Source organism: bacterium (assembly GCA_024224155.1).
GTDB lineage: Bacteria > Acidobacteriota > Thermoanaerobaculia > Multivoradales > JAHEKO01 > CALZIK01.
This window is the reverse complement of sequence record JAAENP010000547.1, coordinates 1-12186: the sequence shown is the minus strand read 5'-3', so window position 1 is coordinate 12186 and position 12186 is coordinate 1. Positions and strand designations below refer to the sequence as shown.

Annotated in this window: 11 protein-coding genes; 7 read left to right on the top strand and 4 right to left on the bottom strand. The window is 63.6% G+C overall.

The features are described from left to right. The 4 genes from GY769_25310 to GY769_25295 all read left to right on the top strand — a co-directional run. Positions 1-807: IS1380 family transposase (locus GY769_25310; protein ID MCP4205243.1), on the top strand; the 807-nt coding region annotated here is incomplete at its 5' end. Between the two features lie 247 nt (positions 808-1054). Continuing rightward, the gene (locus GY769_25305; GenBank protein ID MCP4205242.1) at positions 1055-1930 is read left to right on the top strand and encodes an alpha/beta hydrolase; all 876 of its coding nucleotides are present in this window, start codon (positions 1055-1057) and stop codon (positions 1928-1930) included. 37 nt (positions 1931-1967) lie between these two features. Beyond that, positions 1968-2279 (top strand): hypothetical protein, encoded by a 312-nt coding sequence (locus GY769_25300; protein ID MCP4205241.1) that lies wholly within the window; start codon positions 1968-1970, stop codon positions 2277-2279. A 108-nt stretch (positions 2280-2387) separates the two neighbouring features. Further along, complete coding sequence (locus GY769_25295; protein ID MCP4205240.1) at positions 2388-2849, top strand: isoprenylcysteine carboxylmethyltransferase family protein; 462 nt, start codon at positions 2388-2390, stop codon at positions 2847-2849. Positions 2850-3204: 355 nt separating this feature from the next. On the opposite strand, the gene GY769_25290 is transcribed toward GY769_25295, so the two are convergent. Then, positions 3205-4812: a fumarate hydratase gene (locus GY769_25290; GenBank protein MCP4205239.1), complete on the bottom strand. Its 1608-nt coding sequence runs from the start codon at positions 4810-4812 to the stop codon at positions 3205-3207. 440 nt (positions 4813-5252) lie between these two features. On the opposite strand from GY769_25290, the gene GY769_25285 reads away from it, so the two are divergent. Continuing rightward, a complete protein-coding gene (locus tag GY769_25285) occupies positions 5253-5651 on the top strand; it encodes a hypothetical protein (GenBank protein ID MCP4205238.1) in 399 nt (132 codons plus the stop codon). A 126-nt stretch (positions 5652-5777) separates the two neighbouring features. Here the strand turns inward: GY769_25285 and GY769_25280 are convergent, their stop codons facing one another. Further along, the gene (locus GY769_25280) at positions 5778-7655 is read right to left on the bottom strand and encodes a hypothetical protein (GenBank protein MCP4205237.1); all 1878 of its coding nucleotides are present in this window, start codon (positions 7653-7655) and stop codon (positions 5778-5780) included. A 324-nt stretch (positions 7656-7979) separates the two neighbouring features. On the opposite strand from GY769_25280, the gene GY769_25275 reads away from it, so the two are divergent. Both GY769_25275 and GY769_25270 read left to right on the top strand, forming a co-directional pair. Then, positions 7980-8354 (top strand): hypothetical protein, encoded by a 375-nt coding sequence (locus GY769_25275; GenBank protein MCP4205236.1) that lies wholly within the window; start codon positions 7980-7982, stop codon positions 8352-8354. A gap of 470 nt (positions 8355-8824) precedes the next feature. Beyond that, positions 8825-9232, top strand: coding sequence for a protein kinase (locus tag GY769_25270; protein ID MCP4205235.1), 408 nt, complete (start codon positions 8825-8827; stop codon positions 9230-9232). Between the two features lie 331 nt (positions 9233-9563). Here the strand turns inward: GY769_25270 and GY769_25265 are convergent, their stop codons facing one another. Both GY769_25265 and katG read right to left on the bottom strand, forming a co-directional pair. Continuing rightward, a complete protein-coding gene (locus tag GY769_25265) occupies positions 9564-10058 on the bottom strand; it encodes a hypothetical protein (protein ID MCP4205234.1) in 495 nt (164 codons plus the stop codon). A 52-nt stretch (positions 10059-10110) separates the two neighbouring features. Then, on the bottom strand, positions 10111-12186 hold a 2076-nt coding region (katG, locus tag GY769_25260), incomplete at its 5' end, for a catalase/peroxidase HPI (protein ID MCP4205233.1).

The window sequence follows — 12186 nt, the reverse complement described above, 5'->3', positions numbered from 1 at the left end:
TTTCGCTGCAGCTGCTACCACCCGCTCCAGTTCGGAGACCTGGAGCGGGCGGTGCTGCGCGAGGGCAACGTCCACAGCGCCGACGACTGGCGCTCGGTGCTCGAGCCGGTGGTGGCTCGATACCGTGATGAGAAGCTCCGACGCTTCTTCCGAGGCGACGCCGCCTTCGCCAACCCGGACGTCTACCGCTTCCTGGAGCAGGAAGGCTTCCTGTACGCCATCCGCCTCCCGGCCAATCGGGTACTGCAGCGCGAGATCGAGCACCTGCTGACGCGCCCCGTGGGCCGTCCGCCGAAGAAGCCGATCGTCTGGTACGAGAGCTTCTCGTATCGTGCGGCGAGCTGGGACAAGCCGCGCCGCGTGGTGGCGAAGGTGGAGTGGCACCGGGGGGAGCTGTTTCCCCGCGTGGGCTTCATCGTGACCAACCTGCGCCGGGACGCGGAAGGAGTGGTGAGGTTCTACAACGGGCGCGGCGTGGCGGAGCAGTGGATCAAGGAGGGCAAGAACGCGGTCAAGTGGACGAAGCTGTCCTGCCACGACTTCGTGGACAACCAGGTCCGTCTGCAGCTCTTTGCGCTGGCGTACAACCTGGGGAACTTCCTGCGCCGGCTCGCTCTCCCGCCCGGGGTCAGCCATTGGTCGCTGACGACCCTTCAGAGCAAGCTCATCAAGATCGGCGCGAAGGTCGTCTCCTCGGCCCGGTACGTCACCTTCCAGATGGCGGAGGTGGCGGTGCCCCAGCGGCTCTTCCGGGCCATCCTGCGCCGAATCTCCCGGCTCATGCCGCCTCTCCTGGAGCCGGGATGATGGAGCCGACACCGAGTATCCCAGGAGTGCTCGGCGAGTACCCGGACCGGTGCGTTCGGACACAGCGAAGGGGTCGGAAAGACGGTCGAGTCAGCGGTTTTCGCCCGGAGTTCACGCCCGCCGCAGCCTCGCCGGGGGTGGAATCACCCGAGACGAGGCAGGAAGAGTGGTCTTCTTGCCCTAACCCTGCGTCAGAGAACTCGTGAGAGAGCCAAATGGCAAATCTCGGTTAAGGAGAAGAGAAAATATGGATGATAAACTGACCCAATTCTTCAAATTACTCGACGGCCGGCAGATCTGCTTCGCGGAATACGGAAACCCGAAAGGCCGGCCGCTAATCCTCGTCCACGGTACTCCCAACTCGCGGCTGCTCTGGGACTTCATGCTCGATCCCGACAGTATGTCGGATCTTCGCATGATCGCACCTGACAGGCCGGGCTACGGACAGACCGAATATGTCCACGGTGTAACCACCTTGGAGAACTGGCCTGGCGACCTGACGGCGCTGACCGATTCGCTGGGATTGGATAAATTCGCCGTGTACGGAGCGTCCGGCGGCGGACCGTATACCCTTGCGTGCGCCTGGAAAATCCCGGAACGGTTGACTGCGGTGGGAGTCTTCGGCAGTGTCGGTCCGCTTACACCTGAAACAATTCAAGGCGCGGCCGGTCCGGTCCGGGCTCTATGGGCAAAAGCGCCGAAGGTTCCCGGGTTGTTCAAGCTGCAGATGAGGCTGTTCGCCTGGCTGGCGAAACGAGCGCCTGGTCTTTATCGGAAGATGATACTCAGTGAGTTCAGCGAAAAAGACAGAGAAGACTACGAACGCCTCGGAGTCGGACCGCAGATCCAGGCCAGCCGAAATGAAGGCTACCGTCAGAAAGGAATCGGGGTCTGGTACGACGTCATGCTGCCGGCGAACTGGCCCATACCGTTGAACGAGATCACGACGAAGGTTCGCCTCTGGCACGGCGAGGAAGATATCAGCGCTCCGCTGGCCATGGGACGGTACATCGCCGAACACATACCCGATTGCGAGGCCACATTCATAAAAGGCGCAGGGCATTTCTGGATCTTTGAACACCTCACAGAGATGCTCATGGAACTGGCGAGTCGTTCCGACTAATCCGGACTCAACGGTCACCACAATCGCATGCTCCAAAGTGATCGATCCGCCACCGATCGAGATCACCTACCGCGAATCACTGATCGCCGCGGGCAAGATCGTGCAGATCAAGAACACCTCGAACGAGCCCCTCCAGAAGGTCGAGGTGGCCCTAAAGGCGCCCAACGGTGACGAGCGCACGTTCACCCAGGAGTCGCTCGACGGTTACGGCGCGTTCGAGCCCGGCTGGAAGAAGCTCGGCGGTTGGGAGATCCCTTCGGGCACCGAGATCGAGGTGCGGGTGGAGGGTTTTTGGCGGCCCGCTGGAAGCACGATTCCGACCGAAGCCCCTGAACCGGCGCCGATCTAGGCCAGCAGTTCGCGCCGCTGGGCCCCAAGAAGTACGGGAGACATCGCCACTGGGAGAGGCCATAGCAGCCGAGAGGTGGTGCGGACGTTGGGCGGAAAGGAGGCGTCCATGAGCAAAGCAGCAGTGAGGTCCCGTATGCCTCCGGCGCGTCCATGCCTGCTAGGCCTTGTTCTCGGTTTGATCCTCAATTGGCGATGGCCTTGGCCACTCGGGCCTTACGAGTACGTTCTGCCAGCCGGAGTTCTTCTGAGTGGTGTGGTCGTTGTGTGTGTGGTTGTGCTCACGCGAGCGTTCAAGCGCCATGGCACCTCCTCGGACCCGAAAAAAGAGACCGCGGCGATCGTCGATACTGGCCCGTTCAGGCTTTCGCGCAATCCAGCCTACGTTTCCCTGGCGATTCTCCAGGCGGCCTTGGGAGTGCTCTTCAACAACGTGTGGATTCTCCTGATGATCATCCCGGCCATGATCGTCATCCACTACGTGGTTGTCCTAAAAGAAGAGGCGTACTTGGAAGCCAGATTTGGCAACGCGTATCTCGAATACAAATCTCGAGTCCGGCGTTGGATCTAGCTTGAGCTACTTGAGTACGCTCACGGTCGAGGCGACTCGCCGACCGCTACGAGAACCCTGGGTCAAACCCACAGTGCCGACCCCGGCGCATCCCTCTTTGAGGGCTTCTGATCGGCGGGCACTTTGTGGAGCAGCTCGTGCGCGAGCTCGTGGGCGAGGACGTCGAACTCTTCGGCCTGGTCGCCCTCGCCTACGAGTTCTGACTCCGGCAGCTGTCGACTGCAGCGGTGATTCCTGCGCCGATCCGCTGACCGATCGACACTTAGAAGAGGGCGGAAGCCAGACTAGATGGCCGAGTTCCCGCCGGAATCCTCTGGTCAGGAGAGCATCTAGGCTTAAGCCGGTTCTGGGGCCGCTACAGCTCCTGAAAGAAGTCGTTGCCCTTGTCGTCCACCAGGATGAACGCCGGAAAGTCCTGCACCGCGATCCTCCAGACGGCCTCCATGCCCAGCTCGGGGTACTCGAGGACTTCCACCTTCGTGATGCAGTCCTTGGCCAGCGCCGCGGCGGGTCCGCCGATCGAGCCGAGGTAGAAGCCGCCGTGCTTCTTACACGCGTCGGTCACGGCCTGGGAGCGGTTGCCCTTGGCAATCATCACCTTCGAGCCGCCCAGCGACTGAAACAGGTCGACGTACGAGTCCATACGCCCCGCGGTGGTGGGTCCGAACGAGCCGGAGGCCATGCCCTCGGGGGTTTTGGCCGGACCGGCGTAGTAGATGGGGTGGTTCTTCAGGTACTCGGGAATGCTCTCGCCGGCGTCGATGCGCTCCTTGATCTTGGCGTGGGCGATGTCGCGTCCGACGACCATCGTGCCGGCCAAAGACAGGCGGGTCTTCACCGGGTACTTGGTGAGCTCGGCCAGGATGGCGTCCATCGGCTGGTCGAGGTCGATCTTGACTACCTCGCCGCCGTCTGTCGCGCCCGCGTCTACGAGCCAGCGCGCCGGGTTCTTGTCGAGCTTCTCGATCCAGAGACCGTCCTTGTCGATCTTGGCCTTCACGTTGCGGTGGGCCGAGCACGACACGGCCATGCCGACGGGGCACGAGGCGCCGTGGCGCGGCCCGCGGATCACTCGGATATCGTGGGCGAAGTTGGGGCCGCCGAACTGTGCGCCGAGGCCGATCTTGCGGCTCTCTGCCAGGAGCTGCTCCTCGAGCTCGAGGTCGCGGAAGGCGCGGCCCGTGACGTCGCCGCTGGTGGGCATGTTGTCGCAGTAGCCGGCCGTTGCCAGCTTCACCATTTTCAGGACCCAGTCGGCGCTCGTGCCACCGATGACGAAGCCGATGTGGTACGGCGGGCAGGCGGCCGTGCCCAGGCTCTTCATCTTCTCGACCAGAAACGGCAGCAAGGTGTCGGGGTTCAGCAAGGCCTTGGTCTGCTGGTAGAGGCTGGTCTTGTTGGCCGAGCCGCCGCCTTTGGCGATGAAGAGGAACCTGTACTCGTCACCGTCGGCGGCGTACAGGTCGATCTGCGCCGGCAGGTTCGAGCCGGTGTTCTTCTCGTCGTACAGAGTCAGCGGCGCCGTCTGGGAGTAGCGCAGGTAGTCGCTGGCGTAGGTGTTGAAGACGCCACGCGTCAAGGCCTCCTCGTCGCCGCCGCCGGTGAACACCTGGGCACCCTTCTTCGCCAAGATGGTCGCAGTGCCGGTGTCCTGGCACAGGGGAAGCTGCTCCTCGGCCGAGACCACCGCGTTCTGGAGCATGGTCCGGGCTACGTATTTGTCGTTCTCAGACGCCTCGGGATCGCTCAAGATGGCGGCCACGCTGGCGTTGTGCGACTCGCGCAGGAAGAACGATCCGTCATGCATCGCCTTTTCGGCCAGGAGGGTCAGGCCTTCGGGCTGCACCACCAGGACTTCGTCGCCGTGGAACTCCTCTACGCCGACGTACTCGTCGGTCAGCAGTTCGTACTCGGTGTCGTCCTCGCCGAAGCTGGCGAGGGGTTCGTGTGCAAAGTCGACCATGGGAGCCTCCTTTGGAGGTAGTCGGCGGTCGATGAGTATTCTATCGCCGCCGCGGCTGAACGTAGGGACTGAGAGTCGGTTCGGGCTACCCCCTGCCGTGTCTGCCGAGCTCTGTGCGAAGCTCGAGGCGTCCATGGCGAACAGGGCTACTGTGACGACGATCGCTCGAACGAGTTGGAAATTCTTCATTCTGCTGTCGTTTCTGTAGTTTCGAGTTGGAATGGTCAGCGAGGATAGTCCTCGCGAGGAATAATTGTTCACAATCATCCCACCTCTTTAGCGACCCGACGGATTGCCTCGAGGAGGGCCGCGAGGTCCTCCAGTTTCTTGATACCCGCTCTACGGAGGAGTATTTGTCAACAGACCTACACATCGCGCTGGCGTGATCCCTTTGCTTCTGCCTTGACAGCTTCGTCAGCGAATGTGGAAACTCGAGGACCATGATGAAATACGTCGTTGCCTTGGCGCTCTTGGGACATGGTGCGGGCCACGCAATCGGGTTTCTTGCAGCGTGGACGGACCTCCCAATGGGCTTCCGTGACAGCCCCTGGGTCTTTGGAGGCGACGCCAAGATTCAGACGGTCCTCGGCCGCGCGTTCGGCATCCTTTGGGTTGCAGCGTTGGCCAGCTTTATTGGTGCAGCCGCAGGTATGTTGCTCCGCCAGCAATGGTGGGGTGCAGTGGCTGTAGCTGGATCGCTGATATCTATTCTGGCGATTCTGCCATGGTGGAGCGCAGTCGCACCGGGTCCGAGGTTCTGGGCGCTGCTGGTGGATGTCCTCATTCTCATCGGGCTGCGTGGCCCGTGGAAAGACCAGATCCAGAGTATTCTCGAATAGCAAGGAGGTTGCGTTTGGGACCGCTGCCGAACATCTCGTTGCACCGGTAGGTCCGTGTGAAGGTGCGTGCGACGGGCACAACTTCCTGGACTCCTCGCACCTCCTGACACCGGCCGATAGTCCTACCTAGAAGCTGTAGATGGCCGATAACGAGACGGTATCCACGGTATCGGCGAAGTCGACCCCGAGATCGATCTGGAAGCTCGCGAGGGCCACGCCGAGACCCAGTGCATAGTGCGTCTGGTCCTCTCCGCCTCGTTCCAGCGCGCGGATGAAGAGGTCATCGCTCGTGTCTTCGAGCTGGTGATCGGGATCCAGCCACGCCCCGACCCTCACGGCGACGATCGGTGTCGAGCCGAGGAATACGTACTCGCCGCCCAGATGTAGCTCGTCCGCGTCTGCTAGGGCTTGGTCCTCGAGTTCGAGGCTCTCCACGATGGTCGAGTATTCGATGTGATCCCATTGGAAGCTCACCGTGAGGCCGCCATCCGGGGCCCGATACGCGAAGCCGAGACCGAGGGCCGGCGGGAACTCGACCGAGAGCCCGTCGATTCGGGCGAGCACCTCTCCGGGCGGCACTGCGGGATCGAACGCCTGGCCCGCCGCGAGCTCGACCGCGATTCCGGCCTCGGGCCCCTGCCGGTAGACGCCCCCGATCCTCCAGCTGTCCGAGAGTCTCCAGAGAAAACCCCCGATCAGGGCCCAATCGGTGCCGTCCCCGAAGATGGTCTGGGTGAGGAGTGCTCTCTCCGGAAGGTAGGAGGTCGGCCCGAGCGGGTTCTCCGGGTATTCATCCGGGAGGTACATGGTCGCCTGCGAGACCAGGGAGGAGTCATGGTAGGTGACCCCGAATCCGATGTTGAAACGCTCGTTGATGCGATAGGCACCGGAGACACCGTAGCTCACAAAGTCCAGATCAGCCGACATCCGCTGGTCGAAGAACCGCTCCTGGAACCGATCCGTTCCACCCCCGAACAGCCCCTGAGTCTCGCCGGAGAACTCGAAGTTCGCCAGCTGATGGCGGAAGACCGCGAGCGACCACCTCCCCTTCGGATACGCCAACGAGAGGAAAGAGAGGCCGGTGAGGCTGTCTTCTGACCTCGCCGTCCGGAGACCCACCATGGTGTCGATCCCGAAACCGCTAGGGAGGTTTTCCACCCGGCCCCTTTCGGTGAACGGTGTCGAGTAGCTCCAGCTGCGCCCTTCGATCGAGACCTCCGGCTTCACCAGCTGGACCAACCCGGCCGGATTGGCGAACGCGGCGGTGGCGTCGTCGGCCAGGGCGACGAAGGCGCCACCGAAACCCATGCTACGGGCGCCGGGGTCGGAGAAGCTGAACTGGAGGGGGACTATCGCGTCCTGGGCCACGACGCCGGCCGGCGCAAGGAACCCCCCGAGCAACAGAAGAAGAGCCCCCGTGCGACGCCCCAGCGCCCGGCCGATCCGGACGCGCCGCCGGGATCGCCCGCGGTGCGCCCTGGGTGCGCCATTCGGGCAACGGCAAACGTCGCGTTGCCCATCCTCCACCAAGCTAGTTCCTCTCGGGCAGCCGCCAGCATGTTGGTGCAGAGAAACCGCAGCGACACCCGAGGGGGTAGGTCCGGCGTAACGGCCCGCCCCCCCGCGGTCGGAGAGTAAGTCGGGCGGCCTGTTCTCCGCCGGCCCGAGGTCGAGCGGCTCAGTATTCCCCTGGCACCCCAGGGAGCAGGGCTCCACCTCCCGCAGAGGACAGTAGGCGCCTTCAGAGAAGCCCTCCGCCTCGAAGTCGAGCGCGTGGGCGAAGCGAGTCCGGCAGTTCTCCCACGCAAGGGTCGAGGTCAGCTCGACGATCTGGCGTTCGTCGTAGAGTCCGTGCAGCAGCGGCGGGTTCAGCGCGTGGACGCGAACCGGTCGCACCACCCTTCCCAGCTTGCGCCGGGATATGAAGAAGCCTATACGAGCAAGGAGCGAACCTTTTCCGAGAGCCTCAAGGATCTCGTACTTGGCAATCCTGCCGTCGATCATGAGCGTCACCCTCCAGGGCGAGCGCCGGGGCGGTCTCGCCCGGATCCCTTCCTGCACACTAAAAAACCCGAGTCTAGCGCATCGAAGGTTGGACCGGCGCAGAGACCGGCCGTCCGAGCATACGGAGCGTTGCTAGCTGTCGCACTCGACGGGTATAGGGAGCGACCTTGCCGACCCGGTCGTGCTCCTCGAGCGATGCAGGACCCCGATGCGCGTGGCAATCACGGCAGACCAGACAGTCCCCAGGTTACCAACCGCCCCCGCGCAGGGAGAACCTACAGGGTGTCCTGATAAAATTAAGAGGAACTACTAGGAGGCTTCCAGATGAGCAAGGTACTGCTGGGCTTCAAGCGATACATGGTGCCCATCCCGTGGTTCGTCTTCACCCGTGGGCTGCAACGCGATGCGCAGAAATCCAAGCGCGTCCTGGGCGGGTTGGACGAAGAGCATCGCAGCGTGCACCACTTCGTGGTGCGCGAGCTGCCCCGCCTGGCCGCACCCATGCCGCCGGAGTACATCGCCGACGGGCTGGCGTTGGAGGAGTCGCGAGTCATCGAGATCCTCGACGAGCTGGAGCGGCGTCTCATCTTCATCTTCCGACCCGGTGGGCGAGAGGTGGTCTGGGCCTACCCGGTCACCGTCGAGCCCACGCCCCACAAGGTGGCCTTTTCCAGTGGCGAGCGACTCTGGGCCGCCTGAGGAGTCGACGCGGTAGCGACTCCCTTCGTGCAAGGGAAACTCAGAGACGAGCCTCTATCTTTCGATGTCGAATCGGAGTGCGCGTGTTGCCGGAGGCCGATCCACTTCACGATGCGGCACGACTCGAGCTTCACGCTCGACGACCCCGCGAGCGATCCGGTCTTCTTCGTGCCGATGGTCGACCTCACCAGGCTCAAGGCGTCCAACATCATCGATGATTTCTGACGCAAGTCGGTTCTCTTCTGGTCAGAAGAACACGCACGCAGGCATCGCAGACAGAATGGCGGCGTGACCGGCCTCTATCTCACCCTGGCCCAGAACGCCGTCTTCGCCCCGATCGTGCAGGACACGTCCTTCGATTTCACTCGTTGTCCCAGGCGGAGCTGATCGTCACAGCCCGGAGAGCAACGGGAGCGGGCTGCTCTCCTCGGCGTGCCGTACTGACTGGGTGCGAACTAGAATTGCCGACAGTGGAAAGAAAGACTCTCGCGCACTACCGGATTCTCGAGAAGCTCGGCGAAGGAGGCATGGGCGAGGTCTTCCTGGCTGAGGACACGCGGCTCGGGCGCCGTGTCGCCGTGAAGCTCCTGACGGCGGAGAGGGCCGGCGATCCGGAGAGGCTGGGGCGCTTCCGCCGCGAGGCGCAGGCCGTGGCTGCCCTCAACCACCCAAACATCGTCACCCTGTACGGCATCGAGGAGGAGGACGGGCTCCCGTTTCTCATCATGGAACTCGTCGAGGGCGACCGGCTTGACAGCCTGATCCCCCAAAGCGGTCGGCTTCGGCCTGAAAGAGTGGGTCGAGCACGACAGCGATCTCGGTCCGCTGCGCGAACTGCCGCGGTTCAAGGAGCTGGTGGCGCAGATGAACTAGCCTGACTCTCCGAGCCTCAATACCTTGGGTCGTAGTGCGTCCTCCGAACTCGAAGACGGGAGTCCTGCTCGCTCGTGCCGGGTGCGACGTTCTTCATCCCCATGGTCATCGTGCCCGCCCTGCTGGTGACTCATGCCCTGGTCTTCATCATGCTTCTGAGGCGAGAGCCTCCCGAAACTCGCGCCGCCTGAACCTCCCGCTTGCCCGCGGAGCAAAGAGGGGATAGGTAATGAGAAGAGCCAAACAGCAGAAGAGATCAGTTCCGGGCACACCTAGGACTACCCCAGCCTACGTGGGCCGGCCAGCACTGCTCGATGCGGGGGTCCGAGCTCGAGATCAGGAGTCTCCGCCCGGGAGGTCTCCGGCCCGATCCACCTTCGAGGCGAATCCGTTTCGACCGCTCCACTCGAACTGGTGTGCCTCCGAGTTGTGCTTCGAGATCACCGATTTGTACTGCGTGTGGTCGTGGAACTCCGGGAAAGGCAGCCCCTTCACCGGCAGGTTCGCGATCTTGATCGGCTCACCGTTTTCGCCCATGACGATCTCGAGCTCGACAGTGCTCTCGGGCGCGGCGAACTTCAACATCGTCTCCGTCCGCTCGACCGCGATCGGCATGACCTCGACCGTTTCGATCGGACCCATGCCCAAGAACGGCACCGCCAACGGAATCACAGAGGCGACGGCGTCGACCTGCTCGGGAGTCGCGGTGTCCGCGACATAGATTCGCCCCCACTTGCCGACCCTGTAGCGCGAGACCCGCGTAGGCCGAAGAGATGAGGGGCAGGTCGTGCCGCGCTTGCCTGTGACAGGCGTGAGGCCGAGCTTGTGCATGAAGCTGGAGAAGGTTGGACCGAGCTCGATCTCGGGGCACCGAGTTCGGAGTTTAGACAGAAAGATCGAAGCGATCGAGATTCATGACCTTGGCCCACACGGCCACGAAGTCACGCACGAACGCCACCTGCGAGTCGTCGCACGCGTAGACTTCCGCAATGGCTCGGAGCTGGGAGTTCGAGCCAAAGACGAGGTCGACGCGGGTGCCGGTCCACTTCGGCTCTCCGGTCGCGCGATCGCGCCCTTCGAACACACCCTCGGATGTGGAGGACTCCTGCCACGCCGTGTTCATGTCGAGCAGGTTCACGAAGAAATCGTGGGTCAAGGTCCCGGGCCGGTCGGTGAAGACGCCGAGCTCGGACTGACCGACGTTAGCATTTAGGACGCGCAGGCCGCCGACGAGAGCCGCCATCTCAGGCGCGGTCAGCGTCAGCAGCTGAGCCCGATCCACCAGCAGCTCCTCCGCCGCTCCGCCGTGCCCGTTGCCGAGGTAGTTGCGGAACCCGTCCGCGGTCGGCTCGAGCACGGCGACGGAGTCTACGTCGGTCTGCTCCTGTGAAGCGTCCGTACGCCCCGGCGAAAAGGGAACCTGCACATCGTGCCCGGCGTTCTTTGCCGCCTGCTCGACGGCGGCACAGCCGCCCAGAACGATCATGTCGGCGAGCGAGACCTTCTTCCCGCCGGACTGCGAGCCATTGAAGCTCTCTTGGATCTTCTCCAAGACCTTCAGCACAGTTCCCAGTTGGGCTGGCTGATTCACGTCCCAATCCTTCTGCGGTGCGAGGCGAATGCGCGCCCCGTTCGCCCCGCCGCGCTTGTCGGAGCCGCGGAACGTCGACGCCGACGCCCAGGCGGTCGAGACCAGTTGGGAGACGGACAGTCCCGATTCGAGGATCTTGCCCTTGAGGGCAGCGATCTCTTCCGCGTCAATCAATTCATGGTCCACCGCGGGTACGGGGTCTTGCCACAACAGCTGCTCTTCCGGAACCTCCGGACCGAGGTAGCGCGAGACGGGCCCCATGTCACGGTGTGTCAGCTTGTACCAGGCCTTGGCGAAGGCGTCCGCGAATTCCTCCGGGTTCTCGAGGAACCGCCTCGCGATCGGCTCGTAGATCGGATCCATCCTGAGGGCGAGATCCGCCGTGGTCATTATCGGCGCGTGCCGCTTCGACGGATCGTGGGCGTCCGGCACGGTGTCGGCCGCGGCCGGATCGGTCGGAACCCACTGCCAGGCCCCGGCAGGACTCTTCACCAGATCCCAGTCGTAGCGAAACAGCGTGTCGAGATAGCTGTTGTCCCACTGGGTCGGGGTCGGGGTCCAGGCGCCTTCGATCCCGCTGCTGATCGTATCGACGCCCTTGCCGCTGCCGAAGCTGCTCTTCCAGCCGAGGCCCTGTTCCTCGAGGCCGGCACCCTCGGGCTCGCGACCGACGTACTGGTCTGCATCGGCGGCACCATGGCACTTGCCGAACGTGTGTCCGCCGGCAACGAGCGCGACCGTCTCGTAGTCGTTCATCGCCATGCGGGCGAAGGTCTCCCGAATGTCGCGGCCTGCAGCCACCGCACTCGGCTGACCGTTCGGCCCCTCCGGATTCACGTAGATCAGGCCCATCTGAACGGCGCCGAGAGGGTTCGCGAGCTCCCGGTCGCCGCTGTAGCGCTCGTCTCCGAGCCACTCGGTCTCAGGCCCCCAGTCAATGTCCTCTTCGGGCTCCCAGACGTCCTCGCGCCCGCCGGCGAAGCCGAAGGTCTCGAAACCCATCGACTCCAGGGCGCAGTTGCCGGCGAGGATCATCAGGTCGGCCCACGAGATCTTGCGGCCGTACTTCTGCTTGATCGGCCAGAGCAACCGGCGGGCCTTGTCGAGGTTCACATGGTCGGGCCAGCTGTTGAGGGGCGCAAAGCGTTGCGTGCCGGAGGAGGCGCGGCCGCGGCCGTCGTGGATGCGGTAGGTGCCGGCGCTGTGCCATGCCATCCGAATGAAGAGCCCCCCGTAGTGGCCGGAGTCGGCCGGCCACCAGTCCTGCGACGTCGGCATCAGCGCGACGATGGCCTTCTTCAGGGCATCCAGGTCGGGACCCTCGAACTCCGCGACGTAGTCGGAGTCCTTGCCCATGGGATCGGACAG